Source organism: Methylobacterium jeotgali, from assembly GCF_022179345.1.
In the GTDB taxonomy this organism is placed as follows: domain Bacteria; phylum Pseudomonadota; class Alphaproteobacteria; order Rhizobiales; family Beijerinckiaceae; genus Methylobacterium; species Methylobacterium jeotgali.
The window spans coordinates 1-24848 of sequence record NZ_BPQR01000042.1; the positions used below are offsets into that span (position 1 = coordinate 1).

At 69.6% G+C, this 24848-nt stretch carries 16 protein-coding genes and 1 tRNA gene; 11 read left to right on the plus strand and 6 right to left on the minus strand.

Going from position 1 to position 24848, the window contains the following annotated elements; translation table 11 throughout:
* Window positions 1-73: 73 nt before the first annotated feature.
* The 10 genes from MFF04_RS12365 to MFF04_RS12410 all read left to right on the plus strand — a co-directional run bounded on the left by MFF04_RS12365 (window position 74) and on the right by MFF04_RS12410 (window position 11161).
* Window positions 74-1285, plus strand: a complete 1212-nt coding sequence (locus MFF04_RS12365) for an aminotransferase class V-fold PLP-dependent enzyme (protein ID WP_238276177.1) — start codon at window positions 74-76, stop codon at window positions 1283-1285.
* Window positions 1286-1388: 103 nt separating this feature from the next.
* Window positions 1389-2333: a D-2-hydroxyacid dehydrogenase gene (locus MFF04_RS12370; protein WP_238276179.1), complete on the plus strand. Its 945-nt coding sequence runs from the start codon at window positions 1389-1391 to the stop codon at window positions 2331-2333.
* 65 nt (window positions 2334-2398) lie between these two features.
* Window positions 2399-3259: an NADP-dependent methylenetetrahydromethanopterin/methylenetetrahydrofolate dehydrogenase gene (locus MFF04_RS12375; protein ID WP_238276180.1), complete on the plus strand. Its 861-nt coding sequence runs from the start codon at window positions 2399-2401 to the stop codon at window positions 3257-3259.
* 11 nt (window positions 3260-3270) lie between these two features.
* Complete coding sequence (gene fchA, locus MFF04_RS12380) at window positions 3271-3897, plus strand: methenyltetrahydrofolate cyclohydrolase (protein ID WP_238276181.1); 627 nt, start codon at window positions 3271-3273, stop codon at window positions 3895-3897.
* A 190-nt stretch (window positions 3898-4087) separates the two neighbouring features.
* A complete protein-coding gene (locus MFF04_RS12385) occupies window positions 4088-5281 on the plus strand; it encodes a malate--CoA ligase subunit beta (protein WP_238276182.1) in 1194 nt (397 codons plus the stop codon).
* Between the two features lie 22 nt (window positions 5282-5303).
* Window positions 5304-6191, plus strand: a complete 888-nt coding sequence (sucD, locus tag MFF04_RS12390; RefSeq protein WP_238276183.1) for a succinate--CoA ligase subunit alpha — start codon at window positions 5304-5306, stop codon at window positions 6189-6191.
* 248 nt (window positions 6192-6439) lie between these two features.
* Window positions 6440-9202 (plus strand): phosphoenolpyruvate carboxylase, encoded by a 2763-nt coding sequence (locus MFF04_RS12395; RefSeq protein ID WP_238276184.1) that lies wholly within the window; start codon window positions 6440-6442, stop codon window positions 9200-9202.
* Window positions 9203-9332: 130 nt separating this feature from the next.
* Entirely contained in the window at window positions 9333-10307 is a 975-nt protein-coding gene (locus MFF04_RS12400) for an HpcH/HpaI aldolase/citrate lyase family protein (protein WP_238276185.1), read from the plus strand.
* Window positions 10308-10458: 151 nt separating this feature from the next.
* Window positions 10459-10893 (plus strand): GlcG/HbpS family heme-binding protein, encoded by a 435-nt coding sequence (locus tag MFF04_RS12405; RefSeq protein ID WP_238276187.1) that lies wholly within the window; start codon window positions 10459-10461, stop codon window positions 10891-10893.
* Window positions 10894-10984: 91 nt separating this feature from the next.
* Window positions 10985-11161, plus strand: a complete 177-nt coding sequence (locus MFF04_RS12410; protein WP_238276189.1) for a hypothetical protein — start codon at window positions 10985-10987, stop codon at window positions 11159-11161.
* Between the two features lie 9 nt (window positions 11162-11170).
* Here the strand turns inward: MFF04_RS12410 and MFF04_RS12415 are convergent, their stop codons facing one another.
* The 6 genes from MFF04_RS12415 to MFF04_RS12440 all read right to left on the minus strand — a co-directional run bounded on the left by MFF04_RS12415 (window position 11171) and on the right by MFF04_RS12440 (window position 24054).
* The gene (locus MFF04_RS12415; protein WP_238276191.1) at window positions 11171-11509 is read right to left on the minus strand and encodes a hypothetical protein; all 339 of its coding nucleotides are present in this window, start codon (window positions 11507-11509) and stop codon (window positions 11171-11173) included.
* A gap of 116 nt (window positions 11510-11625) precedes the next feature.
* Window positions 11626-12993 carry an aminotransferase class I/II-fold pyridoxal phosphate-dependent enzyme gene (locus tag MFF04_RS12420; RefSeq protein ID WP_238276192.1) on the minus strand — a complete coding sequence of 456 codons (1368 nt, stop codon included), beginning with the start codon at window positions 12991-12993 and terminating at the stop codon, window positions 11626-11628.
* A complete protein-coding gene (locus MFF04_RS12425) occupies window positions 12990-20414 on the minus strand; it encodes a type I polyketide synthase (protein WP_238276193.1) in 7425 nt (2474 codons plus the stop codon). The genes MFF04_RS12420 and MFF04_RS12425 overlap by 4 nt, the downstream gene beginning before the upstream one ends.
* A gap of 313 nt (window positions 20415-20727) precedes the next feature.
* Window positions 20728-22032, minus strand: a complete 1305-nt coding sequence (locus tag MFF04_RS12430; protein WP_238276194.1) for a UDP-glucose dehydrogenase family protein — start codon at window positions 22030-22032, stop codon at window positions 20728-20730.
* An 85-nt stretch (window positions 22033-22117) separates the two neighbouring features.
* Complete coding sequence (locus tag MFF04_RS12435; RefSeq protein WP_238276195.1) at window positions 22118-22942, minus strand: hypothetical protein; 825 nt, start codon at window positions 22940-22942, stop codon at window positions 22118-22120.
* 239 nt (window positions 22943-23181) lie between these two features.
* A complete protein-coding gene (locus MFF04_RS12440; RefSeq protein ID WP_238276196.1) occupies window positions 23182-24054 on the minus strand; it encodes a class I SAM-dependent methyltransferase in 873 nt (290 codons plus the stop codon).
* 401 nt (window positions 24055-24455) lie between these two features.
* On the opposite strand from MFF04_RS12440, the gene MFF04_RS12445 reads away from it, so the two are divergent.
* Window positions 24456-24530: transfer RNA gene (locus MFF04_RS12445), tRNA-Val, on the plus strand.
* Window positions 24531-24848: the final 318 nt, after the last annotated feature.

A 24848-nucleotide genomic window follows, 5' to 3' on the forward strand; every position in this document is an offset into this window, starting at 1 on the left:
ATCGAACGCACGCGTGCGGGCCAAGCCAGAGGCACCGCACGCGGACCTGGACACGGTACCCGGAGGAAACACCATGGCGGAATACAAGAGGCCCGGCCGCAACCACCTGTTCGTGCCCGGCCCGACGAACATCCCCGACCGCGTGCAGCGGGCGATGCTCGTGCCGTCCGAGGACCACCGCTCGGTCGACTTCCCCTCTCTGACGAAGCCGCTCTTCGAGGAGACCAAGAAGGTCTTCGGCTCGAAGGAGGGCACCGTCATCCTGTACCCGTCCTCGGGCACGGGCATCTGGGAGTCGGCGCTCAGCAACACGCTGTCGCGCGGCGACAAGGTGCTGACCTCGCGCTTCGGCCAGTTCAGCCACCTCTGGATCGACATGGCCCGCCGCCTCGGCCTCGACGTGATCGTGCAGGAGGAGGCCTGGGGCACCGGCGCCGACCCGGCCAAGATCGAGGAGGTGCTGCGCGCCGACAAGAACCACGAGATCAAGGCGGTGATGACGGTCCACAACGAGACCGCCACCGGCGTCACCAGCGACATCGGCGCCGTGCGCAAGGCGCTCGACGCCGCCGGCCACCCGGCGCTGCTCTTCGTCGACGGCATCTCCTCGATCGGCTCGCTGCCCTTCAAGATGGACGAGTGGAAGGTCGACTGCGCCATCGCCGGCTCGCAGAAGGGCTTCATGCTCCCGGCCGGCCTCGGCCTGATCTGCATCAGCCCGAAGGCCCTCAAGATCGCCGAGGGCGGCGCCGGCGGCAGCAACGACCGTCTCGCCCACGTCTACTTCGCCTGGGCCGACCACCTGAAGCAGAACCCTTCGGGCTACTTCCCCTACACGCCGTCCCTGCCGCTGCTCTACGGCCTGCGCGAGGCGCTCGCCTGCATCAGCGAGGAGGGCCTGGAGAACGTCTACCACCGTCATCACGTGCTCGCCGAGGCGACCCGTCAGGCGGTGGCGGCGTGGGGCCTGAAGACCTGCGCCAAGGATCCGAAGTGGAACTCCGACACCGTCACCGCCATCGTGGTGCCGGAGGGCGTCGACGCCGCCAAGATCATCAAGCACGCCTACGAGCGCTACAACCTCGCCCTCGGCGCCGGCCTCTCGGAGGTCGCGGGCAAGGTGTTCCGCATCGGCCACCTCGGCGACCTCAACGAGCTGTCGCTGCTCGGCGCCATCGCGGGTGCCGAGATGTCGATGCTCGACAACGGCGTGAAGGTCACGCCCGGCTCCGGCGTCGCCGCCGCCTCGAGCTACCTGCGCGAGAACCCGCTGCGCAAGGCGTGATGGACGATCGGGGCCGGCCTCGCGCCGGCCCCGCTCTCCCGTGATACGACAAGAACAGGGGCCGTCCGACGCCGGGACAGGCCGAGATCACAGGGCCGGATCCATGACGCAGAAGATCGTCTTCCTCGACCGCGAGTCCCTCGACGCGAAGGTGCGGGCGTTCAGCTTCCCCCACGAGTACAAGGAATACGACTCGACCTGGACGCCGGAGGAGATCGTCGAGCGCCTGAAGGACGCCGAGATCGCGCTCATCAACAAGGTTCCGATGCGCGCCGAGACCCTGAAGCAGTTGCCCAAGCTGAAGCTGATCGCGGTGGCCGCCACCGGCACCGACGTGGTCGACAAGGCTGCCGCCAAGGCCCAGGGCATCACCGTCTCCAACATCCGCAACTACGCCTTCAACACTGTGCCCGAGCATGTGATCGGGCTGATGTTCGCCCTGCGGCGCGCGATCGTGCCCTACGCGAACTCGGTGAAGCGGGGGGATTGGAACAAGTCGACCCAGTTCTGCTACTTCGACTACCCGATCCGCGACATCGCCGGCTCGACGCTCGGCATCGTCGGCTACGGGGCGCTCGGCAAGTCGATCGGCAAGCGCGCCGAGGCGCTCGGCATGAAGGTCATCGCCTACGACGTCTTCCCCCAGGAGGGCCTCGTCGACTTCGACACGATCCTGCGCGAGTCGGACATCATCACGCTGCACGTGCCGCTGACGCCGGACACCAAGAACCTCATCGGCCGCGACGAGCTCGCGAAGATGAAGAGCCACGCGCTCCTCATCAACACGGCGCGCGGCGGCCTCGTCGACGAGGCGGCGCTGCTGGAGGCGCTCAAGAACGGCACCATCGGTGGCGCCGGCTTCGACGTGGTCGCCCAGGAGCCCCCGAAGGACGGCAACATCCTCTGCGAGGCGGACCTGCCGAACCTTATCGTCACGCCGCACGTCGCCTGGGCTAGCAAGGAGGCGATGCAGATCCTCGCCGACCAGCTCGTCGACAACGTCGAGGCTTTCGTCGCCGGAAAGCCGCAGAACGTGGTCGAAGCCTGAAGCGCTGCGATCCCCCGATACAGAACAACAACGCCGCGCCCGTCGCGGGTCACAGGGTAGAAACGATGAAGAAGCTGCTGTTCCTCTTCGACACGGATGCGGTGCCGAGCGTGTTCGACACCGTCGTCGGCTACGACGGCGGCGCGGACCACATCACCGGCTACGGCAACGTGACGCCGGAGAATGTCGGCGCGCTCGTCGACGGTACGATCTACACCCGCGGCGGCTCCGAGAAGAAGTCGACGGCGATCTTCGTCGGCGGCGGCAACCTCGTGGCCGGCGAGGCGGTGCTCGCGGCGGTCCGCAAGCGCTTCTTCGGGCCCTTCCGCGTCTCGACCATGCTCGATTCGAACGGCTCCAACACCACCGCCGCGGCGGGCGTGGCGCTGGTCGCCAAGGCCGCGGGCTCGCTGGAGGGCAAGCGCGCCATCGTGCTCGCCGGCACCGGCCCCGTCGGTATGCGCTCGGCGGCGCTGCTCGCCAAGGAGGGCGCCGAGGTGACGATCGCCGCCCGTCAGCTCGCCCGCGCCCAGGACGCGGCCGATGCCGTCAACAAGCGCTTCAATGTCGCCGTGAAGGCCGCCGAGACGCCGGATGCCGGCTCCCGCGCCGCCGCCGTGAAGGGCCAGAACGTCGTGTTCTCCGCCGGCGCCATCGGCCTGGAGCTGCTCTCCGAGGACGCCTGGAAGGACGAGGCGGGCATCGAGTTCCTGGCCGACTACAACGCCCAGCCCCCCATGGGCATCGGCGGCCTCGATGCCATGGACAAGGCCAAGGAGCGCCACGGCAAGAGGACCTTCGGCGCACTCGGCATCGGCGGCCTCAAGCTGAAGCTGCACCGAGCCTGCGTCGGCCAGCTCTTCGACAACACCGAGCAGGTGCTCGACGCCGAGGAGATCTACGCCCTCGCCAAGAAGATGGCCTGAGGGGGAGCGCGATGGCCGCAAACGAGACGATCGCAGCGTTCCTCGACGGGCTGGCGAGCTCGGCCCCGACGCCGGGAGGCGGCGGCGCCGCCGCCATCTCCGGCGCCATGGGGGCGGCGCTGGTGTCGATGGTCTGCAACCTCACCATCGGCAAGAAGAAGTACGTCGAGGTCGAGGCCGAGCTGAAGGAGGTTCTGGCCAAGTCCGAGGGCTTGCGCGCCACGCTTACCGGCATGATCGCCGACGACGTGGAGGCCTTCGACGCGGTGATGGGCGCCTACGGCCTGCCCAAGGACACCGACGCGCAGAAGGCGGAGCGGGCCGAGCGCATCCAGGCGGCGCTGAAGACCGCCACCGACGTGCCGCTCGCCTGCTGCAAGGTTTGCCGAGAGGTGATCGACCTCGCCGAGATCGCCGCCGAGAAGGGCAACCTCAACGTCGTCTCGGACGCGGGCGTCGCCGTGCTCTCGGCCTATGCCGGCCTGCGCTCGGCGGCGCTCAACGTCTACGTCAACGCCAAGGGCCTCGACGACCGTGCCTTCGCGGAGGAGCGGCTGAAGACCCTCGAGGGCCTTCTCGGCGAGGCCGGCGCGCTCAACGAGAAGGTCTACGGCATCGTCAAGGGCAAGGTGTCCTGACGATCGCCCTGATCAAAAGCTCTCCGGCGAGGCTCTTTCCGGAGAGTGTTATGTATTCAAAAGGAATTGACTGCGTGTTCAAGGGGCGGTTGACGACGAATTAAAAAAATATGACCGCCGGCGGGCATTTTCGTGAACGAAACTTTGCGGGATAACCCTCGCAAGGCATGGAAACGTCGGGAGGTCTCAGATGGACGTGCACGAGTACCAGGCCAAGGAGCTGCTCGCGAGCTTCGGTGTGGCCGTCCCCAAGGGCGCCGTCGCCTTCAGCCCCGATCAGGCGGTCTACGCGGCGACCGAGCTCGGCGGGTCCTTCTGGGCGGTGAAGGCCCAGATCCACGCGGGCGCCCGCGGCAAGGCCGGCGGCATCAAGCTCTGCCGCACCTACAACGAGGTGCGCGACGCGGCCAAGGATCTCCTCGGCAAGCGGCTCGTCACCATCCAGACCGGCCCCGAGGGCAAGCCTGTCCAGCGGGTCTACATCGAGACCGCCGACCCCTTCGAGCGCGAGCTCTATCTCGGCTACGTCCTCGACCGGAAGGCCGAGCGCGTGCGCGTCATCGCCTCGCAGCGCGGCGGCATGGACATCGAGGAGATCGCGGCCAAGGAGCCCGAGGCCCTGATCCAGGTGGTCGTGGAGCCGGCGGTCGGCCTGCAGCAGTTCCAGGCCCGCGAGATCGCGTTCCAGCTCGGCCTCAACATCAAGCAGGTCTCGGCGGCGGTGAAGACCATCATGAACGCCTACCGGGCGTTCCGCGACTGCGACGGCACCATGCTGGAGATCAACCCGCTCGTCGTCACCCGCGACGACCGGGTGCTGGCGCTCGACGCCAAGATGAGTTTCGACGACAACGCCATGTTCCGCCGGCGCAACATCGCCGACATGCACGATCCCTCGCAGGGCGATCCCCGCGAGGCCCAGGCCGCCGAGCACAACCTCAGCTACATCGGCCTCGACGGCGAGATCGGCTGCATCGTCAACGGCGCCGGCCTCGCCATGGCGACCATGGACATGATCAAGCATGCCGGCGGCGATCCGGCGAACTTCCTGGACGTCGGCGGCGGCGCCTCGCCGGAGCGCGTGGCCACCGCCTTCCGGCTCGTGCTGTCCGACCGCAACGTCAAGGCGATCCTCGTCAACATCTTCGCCGGCATCAACCGCTGCGACTGGGTCGCGGAGGGCGTCGTGAAGGCCGCCCGCGAGGTCGAGATCGGCGTGCCCCTCATCGTGCGGCTGGCCGGCACCAACGTCGAGGCCGGCAAGCGTATCCTGGCGGAGAGCGGCCTCGACCTCATCACCGCCGACACCCTGTCGGAAGCCGCCCGCAAGGCCGTGGAGGCCTGCAACGCCGCCAAGGCCGGCGGCGACCACGGCAACCCCTGAGCGAAGAGAGGGAGATCACGCCATGAGCATCCTCATCGACGAGAAGACCCCGATCATCGTCCAGGGCATCACGGGCGACAAGGGCACCTTCCACGCCAAGGAGATGATCGCCTACGGCTCCAACGTCGTCGGCGGCGTCACGCCGGGCAAGGGCGGCAAGACCCATGTCGGCGTGCCGGTGTTCAACACCGTCAAGGAGGCGGTCGCGGCCACCGGCGCCACCACCTCGATCACCTTCGTGGCGCCCCCCTTCGCGGCGGACGCGATCATGGAGGCGGCGGATGCGGGCCTCAAGCTGGTCTGCTCGATCACCGACGGCATCCCCGCCCAGGACATGATGCGGGTGAAGCGCTACCTGATGCGCTACCCCAAGGACCGGCGGACCATGGTCGTCGGCCCGAACTGCGCAGGCATCATCTCGCCGGGCAAGTCGATGCTCGGGATCATGCCGGGCCACATCTACCTGAAGGGCAATGTCGGCGTGATCTCACGCTCGGGCACGCTCGGCTACGAGGCGGCCTCCCAGCTCAAGGCGCTGGGGCTCGGCATCTCGACCTCGGTCGGCATCGGCGGCGACCCGATCAACGGCTCCTCCTTCCTCGACCATCTCGCCCTCTTCGAGAAGGACCCGGAGACGGAAGCGGTGCTGATGATCGGCGAGATCGGCGGCCCGCAGGAGGCCGAGGCCTCGGCCTGGATCAAGGAGAACTTCTCCAAGCCCGTCATCGGCTTCGTCGCCGGCCTCACGGCCCCGAAGGGCCGCCGCATGGGGCATGCCGGCGCCATCATCTCCGCGACCGGCGACAGCGCCGCCGAGAAGGCCGAGATCATGCGCTCCTACGGCCTCGCCGTGGCACCCGATCCCGGCTCCTTCGGCGAGACCGTGGCGAAGGTGCTGAAGGCCGCGTGACCGCCCTCGGAACAGCGCGCGCCGCAGGCCCTCCCCCCCTTGCGGGGGAGGGCGGCGGCCGAAGGGCGACGGGAGAGGGGCACCCGGCCTCCGGAAGAGGTGCGACCGGCGGGACGGGCCCGGCCTTCGACGGCAGCCTCGCTCCCCTCTCCCGATCCCTGCCGACGCAGGGGCCACTCTCCCCCGCAGAGGGGGGAGGGAATGCACCTGGTTTCGTCTCGATAGAACATGCGCCACGAGGTGGCCCGATGCCCCACACGCTCCACGCCTCCCCCGGCCTCGCCGCCGAAAACACCTTCGCGCCGCCGGTGATCACCGGGACTTCCTCGAAGGAGGCGCTGGACATCCTGTTCCACGCGCTCCTCGAGGTGGCGCGCCGGCACGAGCCGGAGCTGGAGGACGTGCTCCACGGCAACGCCGACATCTCCGCCTTCACGCCCCAGCTTCTCGCCCGCGCCCTCCAGGTGCAGGGCATCTGGTTCCAGCTTCTCTCCATCGCCGAGCAGAACGCGGCCATGCGCCGGCGCCGGCAGATCGAGCGCACGGAGGGCCGCGGAGCGCTGGGCGGCAGCTTCGCCAAGGTGCTCGCCGATGCGAAGGCGGCCGGCCTGAAGGCCCCGCAGATCCAGGGCCTGCTCAAGGACCTGCGCATCCGCCCGACGATCACCGCGCACCCCACCGAGGGCAAGCGCGTCACGGTGCTGGAGAAGTTCCGCCGCATCTACCTCGTGCTGCGCGAGCTGGAGCTGCCCCGCTGGACGGAGCGCGAGCGCAACGGGCTCATGAACGAGCTGCGCGACCAGATCGAGCTCGTCTGGATGACGGGCGAGCTGCATCTCGAGAAGCCGACCGTCGAGCGCGAGGTCGCCTGGGGCCTGCACTTCTTCGACGAGACGCTCTTCGAGATGCTGCCCGAGGTGCTCTACTCCCTCGAGGAGACCCTGGCGCATCTCTATCCCGACGACAGCTTCGAGGTGCCGCCCTTCTTCCAGTTCGGCTCCTGGATCGGCGGCGACCGCGACGGCAACCCCTACGTGACCTCGGCGGTCACGCGGACGACCCTGCAGCGCAACGCGCTCGCCTCCCTCTGCCGCTACCGTGAGGGCGTGAACGGGCTCGGGCGGATGCTCTCGATCACCGAGCGCTCGCTGCCGGTGCCCGAGCGCTTCCGCGAGGAGCTGGCCGCGCAGCTCGCCGAGAGCGGCGACGCGAGGGCCATCGCCGGCCGCAACCCCGGCGAGGCCTACCGGCAGTTCCTCACCTGCGTGCTGCGCAAGCTCGACGCGACCATCGCCCGCAACGAGGGCCAGCCCTTCAAGGGGCCGGACTATCCGAGCGCCGACGGGCTCATCAACGACCTGCGCACCCTGGAGCGGGGGCTGACCGACGCGAAATGCGCCTCGCTCGCCGTCGACCTCGTGCGGCCGGTGCGGCGCATGGTCGAGATCTTCCGCTTCTCGACGGTGCGCCTCGATCTGCGCGAGAACTCCACCCGAACGACGCGGACGCTGGAGGCGCTCTGGCGCCGGCGCAATCCCGGCCGGGGCGAGTCGCCGGCGGTCGACTCGGAGGCCTGGAAGTCCTGGCTGCTGACCGAGCTCGCCCGCCCCCGCGACCGCGATCAGAATTTCGACGCCCTCCCCGAAGACGCCCGCGAGACGCTCGCCACCTTCGCCCTCGTCGGCGAGATGCGCGACACCCTCGACCGGGAGGCCTTCGGCGCCTTCATCCTGTCGATGACCCGCTCCGTGCAGGACGTGCTCGGCGCCTACCTGCTGGCCAAGGAGGCGGGCATCTTCCTCGACGGCGCCGGCACCGAGATCTGCCCGCTGCCGATCGTGCCGCTGTTCGAGACCATCGAGGACCTGCGCGCCGCCCCCGTCATCATGAAGGAGCTGCTCGCGGTCCCCGTCGTGCGCCGCTCCACCCGCTGGCAGGGCGGCGTGCAGGAGGTGATGATCGGCTACTCGGATTCGAACAAGGACGGCGGCTTCGTCGCCGCGAACTGGGAGCTGTACAAAGCGCAGGCGAAGCTCACCGTGCTCGGCAAGCATGTCGGCGTGCCGATCGCCTTCTTCCACGGCCGCGGCGGCTCCGTGAGCCGGGGCGGCGCGCCGACGGCGCGCGCCATCGCCGCCCAGCCTGCCGGCTCCATCAACGGCCGCTTCCGCACCACGGAGCAGGGCGAGGTGGTCTCGTTCAAGTACGCCAACCGGGGCACGGCCGCCTACCAGATGGAGCTTCTGGCCTCCTCCGTCTTCGAGCACGCGCTCGCCTCCGAGCGCGAGAAGGAGGCGCCGGCCCGCGGCGAGTTCGACGACGCGCTGGAGGCGCTCTCCGGCGCCTCGCGAGCGGCCTACGTCAACCTCATCCAGCACCCGGACCTCGTGACCTACTTCGGCGCGGCGAGCCCGCTCGACGAGATCGCGCTCCTCAACATCGGCTCGCGGCCGGCAAGGCGCTTCGGCGCCCGCTCGCTGGGGGACCTGCGCGCCATCCCCTGGGTGTTCGCGTGGTCGCAGAACCGCCACGTCGTTACCGGCTGGTACGGCGTCGGCTCGGGCCTCCAGAGCTTCCTCGACGTGCGCGGTGCGCAGGGGGAGGCGCTGCTCCGGCGGATGTTCCACGAGTGCAAGCTGTTCCGGCTGATCCTCGACGAGGTCGAGAAGACGCTGCTCATGGTCGATCTCGACATTGCCCGCGACTACGCCGGCCTCGTCCCCGACGAGGCCGCGCGGCAAAACATCTTCGCGCTGATCGAGGCCGAGTACGCGCTCACCCGCGCGATGGTGCTGCGGATCAGCGGGGCCGAGCGGATCGCCGAGCGCTTCCCCCTCTACCGGGAGCGCCTGGAGGAGCGGCTGCCGACCATCAACCAGGTCAGCCGGGAGCAGGTCGAGCTCCTGCGCCGCTTCCGGTCGGAGGAGGACGAGGACGAGCGCGAGGCGGTCAAATCCGCCCTGCTGCTCTCCATCAACTGCATTGCCGTGGGCTTCGGCGCCACCGGCTGAACGAGACGCGGGACGGCATCCGTCACGGATCGGCGCCGTCCCCGCGTTGCAAGCCCACCGACAAGCGCCCTAGCTGCCCGCCTGCGCGGGACAAGGGGCCCGAGATCCCGTCTCAGAGGAGAGAAACGACATGAGCTTCACGCTGATCCCCCAGGCCAAGGCGCGCCTGCACCGCTCCGAGCTGGCGGTTCCGGGCTCGAACCCGACCTTCATGGAGAAGGCCGCGAGCGCCAAGGCCGACGTGATCTTCCTCGACCTCGAGGACGCTGTGGCCCCCGACGACAAGGAGAAGGCCCGCACCAACATCATCCAGGCGCTCAACGAGATCGACTGGGGCAACAAGACCATGATGATCCGCATCAACGGTCTCGACACCCACTACATGTACCGCGACGTCGTCGACATCGTCGAAGCCTGTCCGCGCCTCGACATGATCCTGATCCCCAAGGTCGGCGTGCCGCAGGACGTCTACGCCATCGACGTGCTGGTGACGCAGATCGAGCAGGCCAAGAAGCGCGACAAGCAGATCGGCTTCGAGGTGCTGATCGAGACCGCCCTCGGCATGGCCAACGTCGAGGCCATCGCCCAGTCCTCGAAGCGCCTGGAGGCGATGTCCTTCGGCGTCGCCGACTACGCGGCTTCCGTGCGCGCCCGCTCGACCGTGATCGGCGGCGTCAACCAGGACTTCTCGGTGCTCACCGACAAGGACGAGGCCGGCAAGCGCGAGACCCACTGGCAGGACCCGTGGCTGTTCGCCCAGAACCGGATGCTCGTCGCCTGCCGCGCCTACGGCCTGCGCCCGATCGACGGCCCCTTCGGCGACTTCTCGGACCCGGACGGCTACATCTCGGCGGCCAAGCGCTGCGCGGCGCTCGGCTACGAGGGCAAGTGGGCGATCCACCCCTCGCAGATCGAGCTCGCCAACGACGTGTTCACCCCCTCCGAGGCCGAGGTGAAGAAGGCCCGCCGCATCCTCGAGGCGATGGAGGAGGCCGCCCGCGCCGGCAAGGGCGCCGTCTCCCTCGACGGCCGCCTCATCGACATCGCCTCGATCCGCATGGCCGAGGCGCTGATCGAGAAGGCCGACGCCATGACGGGGAACTGAGGACGGCCCCGCCGCCCTCGCTTCGAGGCCGTCCCGGACCTGCCGGGGCGGCCTTTTCTTTCACAACGCCGCGCTTGTCAGTCCCGGCGCCCGGCGCCATCTCGCGTTCGCTACGCGGCCGGTCGGCCGCACAGTCGCAGGAGAAGCATCCATGCACGTCACCATCGAGCAGGCCGACAAGGCCATCGCCGCCGCCCGCGCCAAGGCCGCCGAGCTCGGCACGCAGATGTGCATCGCGGTCGTCGATTCCGGCGGCAACCTGAAGGCGTTCCACCGCATGGACGGCGCCTGGGTCGGCTCCATCGACATCGCGCAGAAGAAGGCCAAGACCGCCGTGTTCTTCGGCATGAAGACCGGCGCCATCGGCGCGCTCTCCCAGCCCGGCGGTCCGCTCTACGGGATCGAGCACTCGAACGAGGGGCTCATCACCTTCCCCGGCGGCATCCCGATCGTCGACGCGGACGGCGAGATGTCCGGCGCCATCGGCGTCAGCGGCTCGACGGTCGAGGACGACCACGCGGTCGCCGAGGCCGGCGCCAGCGCCATCGGCGCCACCGAGCTGCCGGCCCATCCCTGGCGCACCTGAGCGCCTCTGGCGCTCCCCCGGAAAAGCAGGTGTTAAGCATGAGGCCCTATCAGGGCCTCACTGCTTTCATGGCCACCAGCGAGGAGCGCCGATGACCCGCGAACAGCTCGCCGCCGCACTGAGACGCATCGCCGCCGAGCAGGTCGAGGACATCGAGCGGGCCGTGCGCGACGGCCACAAGACCATCGCGCTGAACGAGCTGGCCGACCTGACCCGCCAGTTGAAGGGCCTGTCCGCCGCCCTCAAGAAGGCGCCCGCCCGGGCCTGACTGTGCGCCCTACCAGCGCGGCCCGTCCCAGGGCCGGGCCGGCGGAGGCCCGTCGAAGCCCTCCGGACCGTGCCGGGGCCCGAAGGCCGGGCGCTCGTCGCAGATGCGGACCCGGCGCAGCACCGGCTCGCCGTCCTCGTCGTAACGCCGGCGCACGAAGGTCCGGCAGCCGCCCTCGCGGGGCCCGAAGCCCTCGCCGGTGAAACGATGCCGATGAGGCGGCGCCTCGTAGCCCGGCACCGGGCCGCGGGGCGGGCCGTAGGGCCCGTCGAAATCGGCGGCGAGCGCCGGCGTCGCGGCGAGCGCGAGCCCGGCGAGACCGATGCGGGAGAGGGTTGGGAACGGCACGGCGGCGCATCCTTCGCGAGCGGGCCCGCGATGACGGGCCTCATGATCGCAGGATGCGCGCCGGGGCCTGAACCGCGCCGCGCCGGCGGCGACAGCGGCGGTTCAGGATCGAAGGCTCAGCCGCGCTTGGCCAGCAGCTGCTCGATCAGCGAGCCGCCCTTCTCGATCTCGCGCAGCTCCTCGGCGACCGCCGTCACCGTCTCGCGGATCTGGTCGGGCGTGTGCTCCGAGGTCATGAAGAAGCGCAGCCGCGAGGCCCGCTCCGGCACGGCCGGATGGATGATCGGCTGCACGTTGATGCCGCGCTTGAACAACCTATCGGAGAGCGTCACCGACTTCAGCGAGTCGCCGACGATCACCGGGATTACGGCAAGCCCCAGGCTGGTGCCGGTGTCGAGCCCGACCTTGCGGGCGAGCGCCAGGAACATGTTGCCGTTCTGGCGCAGGCGCTCGACCCGCTCCGGCTCGGCGTGCATCACCTCCAGCGCGGCCTCCGCCGCGGCGGCGAGCGGCGGCGACATGCCGACGCTGTAGAGGAAGCCGCCGGCGGTGCACTTCAGGTACTCGATCAGCGCGCCCGCGCCGCAGATGTAGCCGCCGCAGGTGGAGAGCGTCTTCGAGAAGGTGCCCATCCAGATGTCGACGGCGGTCGGATCGACGCCGCAATGCTCGAACAGGCCGGCGCCGGTCGGGCCGAGCACGCCGAGCCCGTGGGCGTCGTCGACCATCAACCAGGCGTTGTAGCGCTCCTTGAGGGCGACGAACCCGGCGAGGTCCGGCGCGTCGCCGTCCATGCTGTAGAGACCCTCGATCACGATCAGCGCCCGGCGATGCTCGTGGCGGGTCGCCGCAAGCAGGCTCTCCAGGGCGTCGAGGTCGTTGTGGGCGAAGGAGCGCCGCTGGGCGCCGGAGAGCTGCGCGCCGGTGACGACGCTGTTGTGGATCAGCGCGTCGTGGAAGATCACGTCGCCGGGCTCCATCAGCGCGCCGATGGTGGTGACGTTGGTGGCGTGCCCGCTCACCATGACCACGCACGCCTCGGTGCCGTAGTGGCTGGCGAGCGCCTTCTCGAGCGAGAGATGGCCCGGCCGCTCGCCCGCGACGATGCGGCTCGCGGAGGCCGAGGTGCCAAAGGCGTCGATCGCCGTGCGGGCCGCTTCGTTGATCCGCGGATGACCGTTGAGGCCGAGATAGTCGTAGGACGAGAAGTTCGTGAACGAACGTCCGTCGATCCGGGTCGTGGCACCGGCCCTGGTCTCGTGCACCCGGAAGAACGGGTTGCCGAGGCCGATCAGCTCGGCGGCCGAGCGCTGGAGCTTCAGCTCCTTGTAGCCCGGCAACGACTCGAAATCCTGGACGTCCGGCTCGCCGGTCTTGGGCTGGGCGCGGGCCGGCGCGGGGCGGGTCGAGCCCCGGCCGAGCCGGTTGGTGACGAAGCCGGCGAGTGCCGCGCGTCCGCCGTCCGGTCGTGTCGACTGGGTCATCGGGTGATCTCTTTGATCTCCAGGCTCTTCTCTTCGACCATCGTCTGGAAGGGCGCGAGCGCCTCGGCGCCGAGGTCGCCGACATGCTTCTGGGCGAGGGTCGCCGCGACGCCGGCCGACTCGTCGACGGGTGCGGAGACGGACTGGATCAGGGTTTCGGAGAGTTCGTTGACGGTCAGCCCCGAGGAGATGCCCGACGGCGGCGCCTCGAGGGCGAAGCGCTCCTGGAGGCTCGCGCCGAGCTCGACGCCCATCAGCGAGTCGAGGCCGATCTCGGAGAGCTGGCGCACGCGGCTGATGTCGTCCTTCGGCAGGCGCAGGATGCGGGCGATCTCCTCGACGATGGCGTCGGCGACCGTCTTGCGGACGGTGTCGACATCGGCCGCCTTGAGGAGCGCGGCGATGTTGATCGCCGCGACCGCGCCGGTCTCCGCCTGCCCCTCGCTGCCGAGCTCGGCATAGCTCGGGGAGCGCATGGTGGCGAGGCGCTCGCGGGCCTTACCCCAGTGCATCGCCGCGATGGCGATGACCGCCTCGTCCGGGTCGGAGCCCTGGCCGCCGAGCGCCTCGGCCATGAGGTCGAGGCACTTGCGGGCCTCCATCGGCGTCACGCCGACGCGGCCGGCCAGCGTCTCCATGACCGCCTTGTTGCGGGCGAGCACGCCGACGTCGCCGATGGCGCCCCAGGCCACCGCCATCGCCGGCAGGCCGAGCCGGCGGCGCTGGCGGGCCAGCCCCTCCATGAAGCCGTTGGCGGCGACGTAGGCGCCCTGGCCCGGGTTGCCGATGAAGGTCGTGGCCGAGGAGAACAGCACGAAGTAGTCGAGCGTCCTGCCCCGTGTCGCGGCGTCGAGGTGCTGCGCGCCGACCACCTTCGGGCGGATCACCGCGTCGAGCGCCTCGGCGTCGACGTTGGCGATGAGCCCGTCCTGAAGGACCATGGCGCCGTGGATGATCCCGGCGAGCCGCCGGCCGCCCTTCTCGATCCCCGCGATGAGGGCATCGACCGCCTCGCGGCGGGTGATGTCGCAGGAGGCCGCGTCGACGTTCACGCCGCGCGCGGTCAGCTCGGCGACGAGGGCCTTGGCGGTCTCGGTGTTGGCGCCGCTGCGGCCGACGAGGACGATCTCGCGGGCGCCCTTGTCGGCGAGCCAGCGGGCCGCCTCCAGGCCGAAGCCGCCGAGGCCGCCGGTGACGAGGTGCACGCCCTCCGCCGAGACCGTGAAGCCCTGCGACGGGCTCGCCGTCACGCGGCCGGGGGCCGGCGGGGCGATGACGATCTTACCCACGTGGCCGGACTGCTGCATCAGCCGGAAGGCGTCGGAGGTCTCCTCCGCCGTGAAGGGCTGGTAGGGCAGGGGCTTGAGGCCGCCGTCGTTGAACAGCGCCATCACCTCGCGGAACATCTTGGCGCCGTCCTCGCCCTGGTGCTGGAGCACCTGATCGAGGTCCACGCCGAAGTAGGAGAGGTTCCGCCGGAACGGCCGCAGGCCGATATGGGTGTTGGCGACGTAGTCGCGCTTGCCGAGCTCGATGAAGCGCCCGAAGGGCCGCAGCACGTTGAGGCTGCGCTCCATCGCCTCTCCGAAGAGCGAGTTCAGCACCACGTCGACGCCCGCGCCGGTGATGCGGCGCACGTCGTCCACGAAGGCCAGCGAGCGGGAGTCCAGCACGTGCTCGGCGCCGAGCGCCTTCACGAGCGCCCGCTTCTCGCGGGAGCCGGCGGTGGCGATGACGCGGGCGCCCTTCAGCTTGGCGATCTGGAGCGCGGCGAGGCCGACGCCGCCGGCACCGCCATGGACGAGCACCCACTCGCCGCGCCGCAGGCGGGCGCAGGAGACGAGGCCGTAATAGGCGGTGAGGAAGGCCACCGGCACGGTCGCCGCCGCCATCGGGTCGAGCCCGCGGGGGCAGGGGGCGACGACGAGCTCCGGCACGACGATATGCGTGGCGAAGCCCGACTGGGCGAAGGCCACGACGGGATCGCCGACCCGGAACGCCCGGACGCCCTCGCCGACCGACACGACCCGGCCCGAGACCTCGAGGCCGAGGCGAGGGCCGGCGAAGCCGTCCTCGAGGATCTCCTCGGGCAGCATCGAGAGCGCCCAGAGCACGTCGCGGAAGTTGAGGCCGGTGGCCTCGACCGCGATCTCGACCTCGCCGCGGGCGGGCGCCCGGCGCTCGGCCGGGCCCCAGGCCATCTCGTTGAGGCCGCCGGTGTTGCTGCGCTCCAGGCGCGCGGCCTCGGCGGGCTCGGCATCGCGCTGTCCGCGGCGGGCGACCTGGCCGGGCGCGAAGCGGACGACGCGGGTGCGGTCCTCGTCGAGGATGATCTCGGTCTCGGCGGTGCCGGAGAGGATCAGCTCGCGCAGGCGCTCGGCGGCCCGCTTCGAGGAGAGGCTGCCGGCGATGTCGATGCGGCGCACGTCGAGGTTCGAGACCTCGTTGGCGAGGGTCCGGGTGAAGGCCCAGACGCCGGCCTCGACGGAGGCGGCCGAGCCGCCCTCGTCGCGGGTCGCACCGGGGGAAACCACCCAGAGGCGGGTCTGGCGGCTGCCGAGATGCTCGACGCAGCGCTTGAGGCTGAGGCAGCGGTCCCGCAGGCGGCCAGCCGCCTCGCCGCGGGTGAAGGCGCCTGCCAGGAACACCACCGTGTCCGGGGTCTGGCGCTCCAGCTCCTGAAGGCAGGATTCGGAGTCGAGGATGATCGAGACGTGCACGCCGCTGGCGACGAGGAGCGTCGCGAGGGAGGAGGCGGTCTCGGCGCCGAACTCGTCCTCGGAGCCGACCACGAAGGCGAAGCTCTGCGCGGGCGCCGGCACCGGCCGGGCCGGGGCCTCGGCGACGAGCAGCAGGTCGTCGCCGTTGCCCGAGGCGGCGCGGTCGGCCGAGACGCTGACGAGGCCGTTGGCGCTGAGCGAGCGCTGCCAGCCCTCGATGTCGTCGAGGCGGCCGATCGGCATGCCGTCGACGCTCTCCTCGAACCAGTCGGGCCTCAGGCCGAAGACGAGGTCGCGGAACAGGGAGGCGCCGGGCTCGACGGCGACCAGCACGCCGCCGGAAGCGAGAGACTCGCCGAGGCGGGCGAGGACGGTCCCGTCCATCAGGTGCAGCACGCCGCTGGCGAGCATGAGATCGTAGGCGTTGGCCGCAAGCTCCTCCGCCGCATCGATCACGGCGACGCCGCGGGGAAGCGACAGGCGTGCCCGCTCGGCGAGGCGACGGTCCGCCTCGAACAGGCTGAGCTGCGCCTCCACCGAATCCGCGAAGGCCGCGACCTGCGCGGAGAGGGGCCCGAAGCCGACCTGAAGGATGCGCAGCGCGCGGTCCTTCGGCAGCCGGCCCTTGGCCGCCTCGACGATCTTCACCGCCGTATCGGCCGAGGCGCGGGCAGTGGCGCTGCGCAGGGCGAAGGCGTCCAGCGCGTTCTGGTTGAGGGTCGGATGCTCGGTCAGCTCACCGGCGAGCAGCTTGGCCGTCAGCGCTCCGACATCGGCGACGAGCACCAGCTCGGCCGACAGCTCCGGATGGTCGGCCGCGATCCAGCGGACGATCTCTTCGACGGCCGGCAGCGACACGTCCTCGCGAAGCGTCCAGCGGTCGCCGTCGCGGGTGGCGAGGTCGCTGCTCTCCAGCGCGTAGAGGGCGTTCGTGACCCAGGGACGCATGTCGTCGGGCACGCGGGCGTCGAGGACGATGCGGCCGCCCTTCTGGAGGCCCGAGGCGAGGCGGTAGGCGAGCGAGGTCGCCCAGCCCTCCAGCAGCAGATGGCCCGGCGAGAGCGGCGCCTCGGCGGCGGCGCGGGCGGCGCGGGCCTTCGGCTGGATCACCGCGGCGAGGCTCGGCCGGCGCTCCATGGCGATAGCGGTCGGCTCGGTGGCGAGCTCCGCCCGCTGGCTGATGGCGAAGGCGGCGAGATCGCCGCCGCCCTTGGCGCGGAGCGCCTGGAAGCGGCCCTCGCGGATCGTGGCGATCACCTCGCCCTCGGCGTCGAGGACGGTGAAGTCGGCCAGGATGCTGCGCTCGTTGCAGCGGCGGGTGCGGATCACCGCCCGCGCGATCGAGGCGCCGGGCTTCAGCAGGCGAACCTCGCCGAAGCGGACGGGGATGTAGGCCTTGGTCGAGCCCTCGCCGAGAAGGTCGGTGAAGAGCAGGATCAGGCCGTGGAAGCAGGCGTCGAGCCGCGCGGGCAGGAGCCCGTAACGGGCGTCGGCCTCGGCGGGGACCAGCTCGGAGACGATGGTGGTCTCGTCGAGCCGGGCGCTCAGCGCGACCTGGCGGAAGGACGGGCCGAAGCCGAGGCCGGAGGCGAGCGCGCGGGCGTAGAGCTCCTCACCGGCCACCGCGTTCTCGGCCGGGATCTCGATCGACTGCCGCTCGGGCGCCGGGAAGGTGCCGTCGACGATCTTGGCGGAGGCGTGGAGCTGCCAGGGCGCCTGGGTGAGACGCGGACGGCTGAGGATCTGGATCCCGTTGCCGCTTCCCGAAAGACGGGTCGAGACCTCGCGCAGCGCGTCCTCGGCGAAGACCATCGGCGCGTGGATCTCGAACTCGGCGAGCACCACGGTGTCGTCGCGGGCGGCCTCGCGGGCGGCGGCGAGCGCCATCTCCACGAACCCGGCGCCGGGCATGATCGCCTGGCCCTCGATGCGGTGGTCGTCGAGCTCCGGCACCGTGGCGACATCGACGTAGCCGTGCCAGTCGAGGCTGTCGGGGGCGACGCGGGCGCCGATCAGCGGGTGATAGCTGCGGGCCGCCGTGCCGCCGACGCTCTCCGTGGTGTCGGCGAGGCGGAAGCTGCGGCGCTGCCAGGGGTAGGTCGGCAGGTCCACGACGCCCTTCGGCGCGGCACCGAACACGGCGGACTCGTCGATGCGGGCGCCCTGGACGAGGGCGGTCGCCAGCGTGCGGCCGATCGGGTCGATACCGGCATCCTTGCGGGGCATCACGCCGATCGTGGCGATGTCGATGCCGAGCGGCTCGACGGAATCGCCGATATGCGAGAGCAGCACCGCGCGGGGGCCAACCTCGATGAAGACGCGGGCGCCCTGGCGGGTCGCCTCCTGCACAGCCTCGCTGAAGCGCACCGGCTCGCGGATGTTGCGCCACCAGTAGGTCGCGCCAAACTTCGACCCTTCGAGCACCTTGCCGGTCACGGTCGAGACCATGGCGACGCTACCGGCGGAGGGCTTGAGACCGGAGAGATCGCGCAGCAGCGGCTTCTCGGTCGGGTCCATGATCCGGCCGTGGAAGGGGTATTCGAGATCGAGCTTGCGGCCCCGGCGGCGCTTGCGGGACAGCGCCTTCATCGCGGCGTCGATGTCGGCCTCGGGGCCGGCGACGACGACGGCCTTCGGGCTGTTCCAGCCGGCGATGTCGAGGGTCGGGAAATCCTTGAGGAAGGCCTCCGTCTCCTCGGCCGGCGCCAGCAGCACCGCCATGGTGCCGGTGCCCCGCGTCGTCTCCTGGTGGTGGCTGCGGTAATAGATGACCCGGACGGCCTGCTCCAGGCTGAGGATGCCGGCGGCCTCCGCGGCGGCGATCTCGCCGACCGAGTGGCCGAGCACGTAGTCCGGGCGAAGGCCCTTGGCGCGCAGCGCCGCGGTCGAGGCGGCCTGGATCGCGAAGATCAGCGGCTGCGAGACGCTCGTCAGCGCGAGCCGCGCCTCGAGGTCGTCGGCCTCCATCGCCGCCCTGAGCGACCAGTCGGCGTGCTTCGAGAACAGGGCGTCGACCCGGTCGAAGGTCTCGCGGAAGGTGTCGTTGAGGGCGTAGGCCTCGCGGCCCATACCCGCCCACTGGCTGCCGTTGCCGGAGAAGACGAAGGCGACCTCGGCGTTGCGCTCGACGGCGGTGCCGGAGACGGCCGCGGCGCTCTCCTCGCCCTCGCCGACGGCGCGCAGCGCCTCGACGAGGGTGTCGGCGCCGGCATCGAGGGGGAGCGCGAGGCGGCTGTTCTGCCGCTCCCGGCGGTGGGCGGCCGCCGCCGCGATGCGGGCGGCCTGGGCCGGCGCGGCGCCGTCGAGGCGCTCGGCGTAGTCGAGGGCGAGTTCGGCCAGCGCCGCCTTGCTCTGGGCGGAGAGCAGCAGCACCTCCGGCGCCTTGCCGGCCTCCGCCTTCGCGTCGGCGCGGACGGGCTTGGGGTCCGTGAGGACGACGTGGGCGTTGGTGCCGCCGAAGCCGAAGGAGTTGACGCCTGCGAAGCGTTCCTTGCGGCCGCGCTCCAGCCTGCGGGGCTCGCGCACCACGTCGAGGTTCAGCTCGCCGAAGGGGATCTCCGGGTTCAGCTCGGCCGCGTGCAGCGAGGGCGGCACGAGGTCGTGCTCGAGGGCGAGGCTGGCCTTGAGCAGGCCGGCGAGGCCGGAGACCGGCTCGGTATGGCCGATATTGGTCTTGATCGAGCCGATCGGCAGCGGAGCGGAGCGCTTGCGGCCGATGCGGCCGCCGATGGCGCTCGCCTCGATCGGGTCGCCGACCGGCGTGCCGGTGCCGTGGGCCTCGACAAAGGCGACGCGGTCGAGGTCGATCCCGGCCTCGCTGTAGACCTTCTCCAGGAGCGCCCCTTGCGCATAGCCCGAGGGCAGGGAGATGCCGGTGGTGCGGCCGTCCGAGTTGACCCCGCTCGCAGCGATGACGCTGCGCACTGTGGTGCCGGCGCGCCGTGCGGCCTCCGCCGTCTGCAGGACGAGCACGACGCCGCCCTCGGAGCGCACGTAGCCGTCGGCGTTCGCCGAGAAGGCCTGGCAGAGGCCGGTGCGCGAGAGCATCTGCGCGCTGGAGAAGCAGATGAAGTTGAACGGGCTCGCCAGCACGTTGACGCCGGCCACCACCGCCGTGTCGACCCTCCCCGAGTGCAGCGCCGCGACGGCGTTGTCGAGGGCGACGAGGGACGAGGAGCAGGCGGTGTCGACCGTGAAGCTCGGGCCCTTCAGGTCGTAGATGTAGGAGATGCGGTTCGAGAGGATCGAGAGCGTGTTGCCGGTGGCCGCGTAGGCGTCGCCGGAGGCGGCGTCGAGGATGCGCAGGTTGCCGTAGTCGAGGGAGGAGGCGCCGACGAAGACGCCGATAGGCTCGCCCGCCACCTGCGACGGGCGCAGGCCCGCATCCTCCAGCGCCTCCCAGGTCAGCTCGAGCAGGAGCCGCTGCTGCGGATCCATCTGCTCGGCCTCGCGGGGCGAGATGCCGAACACCGCCGGATCGAAGGACCACACGTCCTCGATCGTGCCCGCCGCCCAGGTGTAGCTCTTGCCACGCTCGTGGGCGCGGGGGTGCCCGAAGCGTTCGAGGGACCAGCGCCCTTCCGGGATCGTGGAGACGGCGCACCGCCCTTCGGAGAGAAGCTGCCAGAGGCCGCTGACGCTCGGAGCGCCGGGAAGCCGGCAGGCCCGGCCGACGATGGCGATGTCTGTCCGCTCAGTCACGTTCGATTCGCACACGCTGTTGGCAGGTGGCACGGCGCCCGGCCGGCATCAGGCTCCATCGCCCCTTAGTGTGGCGCCATTGCGGTGTCCAACCGCGCCCGGCGCCTTTCCGGGGTGGAACGATTCGATTGTACCCGCCTGTGTCCTGTATTCCTCGGATCACAGGAAAACTGACGCTTGAGGAAAGCACGGCCGTTTCTGATCTGGTCGTGCAGAAATGAACCGACATCCTCGGGCCGCGAGCGTTTTCGGCGACGATGCGGCGGCGCTCATCTGGCGCGGACAACGCGATTTCCCTTCTCGACCTCAAGGTTCAGGGGCGGCCGATGCTGGTGTAGCGGAAGCCCCGGCGCTCGAGCTCGTCCGCGCGGTAGACGTTGCGCAGGTCGACCACGACCGGTGCCGCCATCGCGGCACGCAGGGCCTCCCAGTCCAGCGCCCGGAAGGCGTCCCACTCGGTGACGAGCACCAGGGCGTCGGCGCCCTCCGCACAGGCGTAGGGGTCCTCCGCGTAGGCGATCTCCGGCAGCAGCGGCCGGGCCTGCTCCATCCCCTCGGGATCGTAGGCGCGGATGCGGGCGCCGGCATCGGTCAGGCCTGTGATGATCGAGAGCGAGGGCGCGTCGCGCATGTCGTCGGTGTTCGGCTTGAAGGTGAGGCCGAGCACCGCGACCGTCTTGCCGCGCACGCTGCCGCCGCAGGCCTGGACCACCTTGCGAGCCATGGCGCGCTTCCTCTGGTCATTGACCGCCACCACGGTCTCGACGAGGCGCACCGGCGTGCCGGCGTCCTGGGCAGTCTTGACCAGCGCCAGGGTGTCCTTGGGGAAGCAGGACCCGCCGTAGCCGGGCCCCGCGTGCAGGAACTTGCCGCCGATGCGGTTGTCGAGGCCGATGCCGCGGGCGACCTCCTGAACGTTCGCGCCGACCTGCTCGCAGAGGTCGGCGATCTCGTTGATGAAGGTGATCTTCGTGGCGAGGAAGGCATTGGCCGCGTACTTCGTCAGCTCGGCCGTGCGCCGGCCGGTGACCAGGATCGGCGCCTGGTTGAGGTAGAGCGGCCGGTAGACCTCGCGCATCACCATTTCGGCGCGCTCGTCCTCGGCGCCGATGACGATGCGGTCGGGGCGCTTGAAGTCCGAGATCGCCGCGCCCTCGCGCAGGAATTCCGGGTTCGACACCACCGAGAATTCGGCCTCCGGCGCCGTCTCGCGGATCGCCCTCTCGACCTCGTCGCCGGTGCCGACGGGGACGGTCGATTTGGTGACGATCACCGCGTAGCCGGTGAGCGCGCCTGCGATCTCGCGGGCGGCGGCATAGACGTAGCTGAGATCGGCGAAGCCGTCGCCGCGCCGCGACGGCGTGCCGACGGCGATGAACACCGCCTCGGCCCCGGCGACCGCGGCCTTGAGGTCCGTGGTGAAGGACAGCCGGCCCTGGCGCACGTTGTCGGCGACGAGCGCCTCGAGCCCCGGCTCGTAGATCGGGATGCGCCCGGCCCTCAGCGCCTCGATCTTGGCGGGATCGCTGTCGACGCAGACGACGCTGTGCCCGAAATCGGCGAAGCACGTCCCCGAGACGAGCCCGACATAGCCCGAACCGACCATCGCGATGCGCACAGGCTGTCACCCTCCGCTGGTGCGCCGCGGCCGCCGCCTCGACGCTGCGGCGCACACATATCGGGGAACCGACCGCCGCGCGAGCCTATCGGCTCCAGCTCTTCGACACCGAGGAGAGCACCGCGTCCGCCATGGCGATGTCGAAGACGAGCATGTCGGCGACTGCCTTCACGCCGCGCAGCCGGTCGGCCAGGGCCAGCACCTCGGCCGGGATCGGATCCGGCTTCGGCACGGTGTCCTGGATGCCGAGCTCGTCGAGCAGCGTGGTCGCGAAGGCCTCGAAGTAGCTGCGGTGCCCGACGATGCCGACGCGTGCGAGAATCTCGATCGCCACGATCGAGTTGCCCGGATGCACGCGGTCGTCGGGAAGACGGGTGCCGAACTGGCGCGTCAGGGGGTTGTAGAGGAAGTGGTAGGCGGGCTCCGGCAGCATCCGGAACAGGCGCTTGAGGCTCTTCACATCCGCGAGATCGTACTCGGTGGTGAAGGCGGCCGCCTCCGCGAGACGTCCGAGACGCCAGCGCCGCCCCGGGTCGGCGGCGGCCTCGGCGCGGTCCCGCAGCCAGCACAGGCGCGTCGCCATCTCGACATGGGGATCGTGGATCAGCGCCGTCGAGAGCATCAGATCCGGCGGGAACAGGTGCTCGTAGCGCGGGATCGAGAGGGCGCCGGAGAGGAAACACGAGCTGAGCGCCCGGCCCTCCAGCGTGCTCTTGAGGATCTCCTCGCTCATCGCGCCGATGCCGAAGGAGGATTGCTGGAAATGCCGGAAGAGCATCCCCTGGAGGGCGGTCTCAGGGTTCACGCTGGTGTTGATGAGCAGCAGCCGGCGCTGCACGCACTCCGCCGCAGGCTTGCGGCGGTAGAGCAGCACGTTGGTGTCCGCCTCGTAGATCTCGAGATGGGACAACTGCGGCAGGCCTGGCACATGCGCTTCAGTGATGTGAAAGGCGCATTGTCCTGTCGAATGCCAGCCCATCGCCCTGAAGGCGTCTTCCGTCAAGGACGCCTCAAGAGGGACATTGCGGCGCCCGTCGATCTTGATCACGATCCGGCTTATTGCGATCGGATTGTCCGGCACGACCCAGCAGCGGATCATGTCACCGGTATCGAAATCAACACAGAACTTCATCGCCAACCGTCGCCACATCAGGCTCCGGCGACACCTCTCCACCAGGCGGCGGCAGCCTCGCGGAACCCCAACTTGAGCCGCTCTTCTACCGCGGGCTCGGGAGATGCCAACACCAGCAGCCGATCCGCCTCTACCCGACGCACGAACCAGACGTCGTGGAGACCGAGACCGGGCGACCTCAGGCCCTCGACATGAACCGGCAATCCCGCGAGTTGCCCGATGACGAAGCCCGCGCTCGTCACCGTGTTACCATACTCTTCGACGTCAAGATCATGCTGCTCACTTTCCGCACGGAAGAAGAAGCCGTCCGGTTCGAGCGTCGGCCGTCCCATAAGCGGCCAGATGGCTTGGCCGTGGGTCGTGAAGATCAGCAATCCGTTGATGTCCAGGCTCGAGACGAGCGCCGTCAACCAGCGGCCCCAACTCGAACGCGGCATATGCGTGAAGAACGAAATTGAGAAGATGACGTCGAATTTCCTCGGCCCCTGAAAATTCTCGGGTACGGAACTCGATACGAATGCATCAGAGCCGAGGGACCGAATGAAATCGACGGCATCAGGATGGATATCGCTTGCGCAAACCCTGGCCGCGGGCATCGCCTCGTTCAGGAATCGCGTTACGCGGCCATACCCGGACGCAAAATCGAGAATGGAAAAGTCTTCGCGCGAAGGACGATGCGCCTGCAGCCAATCTCGGATGATATGAGCCGAGGCCCGGCCGCCCTGGATATACGAACGAGCCGCATGAGCTTGATCATGTTCAGGAGAAATCTTGCGCTCGTGCCAGTAGATGAAATCACGATCGTGAATAGTGCCGTCCACACCAAATTCGGATGCCATATTCTTGGCAATCCTCTGGTGCTCATCGGGAATGGAACCCCAGTCCGTCATGGTTTCCCCTCATAGAGACCTATAGCCTAAATGAAAGATCCGCTTCGTAAGCATGAGTCTACGACGAAAGCTTCACTCAAATCTCTTCTGAATTCAATTGTATTGATGAAGCTCGATGGAATTAAAAAAATATGATACGTGACATTTTTCTTACGCACGTTGTTATGACCTTGAAACTCAGACCTCTCATCGGCAAAGGATATCCATTATACCCGTTAAAACGCAAGACAATATCGTCTTCTTACATGAGCTATCTTTGCTCGTAGGGCTGAGCTAGGGTCGAGAACGTATGGCGGGGCGCCTTCACCCGGAGTTATCAACGGTGAAAGAATCGCGCTTGCGCCCCCTTTTGGCAGAGGCTATAGCGCCCTCCTCGCCGGAGCCGATGGGTTCCGCCGGAAGGGCGCGTAGCTCAGCGGGAGAGCACTACCTTGACATGGTAGGGGTCACAGGTTCGATCCCTGTCGCGCCCACCATCCCCAGATGACTGGGATGGTTGAGAGAAACAGCGGCCTTTCGTGGAGGCCTCGTTCCTTCGATCTGAAAGTTGCCTGCGCAACGCCGCGCGGACCGGGTCCGGCGGGGTTTTCGTCGCCACGGACGGGGGCCCAGGGCCCTGACGGTCACGCGCCAGGCTGCTCAACCGCCGCTGGCAGAGCCAAGCCCGGACATGTCCGTTTTTCGCGCAGACGCCGCCCCTTGCTCGGGCCGCTGCCGAAGCGCATCCCCTACGGCCTCGGGCACCGGCTCCGCACATGTGCCCGAACACTCCCCCTGTCGCGCCGGGCAGGAGC

Coding starts and splice junctions, on each gene's coding strand:
- MFF04_RS12365 (WP_238276177.1), top strand. CDS start 74: ATGGCGGAATACAAGAGGCCCGGCCGCAACCACCTGTTCGTGCCCGGC.
- MFF04_RS12370 (WP_238276179.1), top strand. CDS start 1,389: ATGACGCAGAAGATCGTCTTCCTCGACCGCGAGTCCCTCGACGCGAAG.
- MFF04_RS12375 (WP_238276180.1), top strand. CDS start 2,399: ATGAAGAAGCTGCTGTTCCTCTTCGACACGGATGCGGTGCCGAGCGTG.
- fchA (WP_238276181.1), top strand. CDS start 3,271: ATGGCCGCAAACGAGACGATCGCAGCGTTCCTCGACGGGCTGGCGAGC.
- MFF04_RS12385 (WP_238276182.1), top strand. CDS start 4,088: ATGGACGTGCACGAGTACCAGGCCAAGGAGCTGCTCGCGAGCTTCGGT.
- sucD (WP_238276183.1), top strand. CDS start 5,304: ATGAGCATCCTCATCGACGAGAAGACCCCGATCATCGTCCAGGGCATC.
- MFF04_RS12395 (WP_238276184.1), top strand. CDS start 6,440: ATGCCCCACACGCTCCACGCCTCCCCCGGCCTCGCCGCCGAAAACACC.
- MFF04_RS12400 (WP_238276185.1), top strand. CDS start 9,333: ATGAGCTTCACGCTGATCCCCCAGGCCAAGGCGCGCCTGCACCGCTCC.
- MFF04_RS12405 (WP_238276187.1), top strand. CDS start 10,459: ATGCACGTCACCATCGAGCAGGCCGACAAGGCCATCGCCGCCGCCCGC.
- MFF04_RS12410 (WP_238276189.1), top strand. CDS start 10,985: ATGACCCGCGAACAGCTCGCCGCCGCACTGAGACGCATCGCCGCCGAG.
- MFF04_RS12420 (WP_238276192.1), bottom strand. CDS start 12,993: ATGACCCAGTCGACACGACCGGACGGCGGACGCGCGGCACTCGCCGGC.
- MFF04_RS12440 (WP_238276196.1), bottom strand. CDS start 24,054: ATGACGGACTGGGGTTCCATTCCCGATGAGCACCAGAGGATTGCCAAG.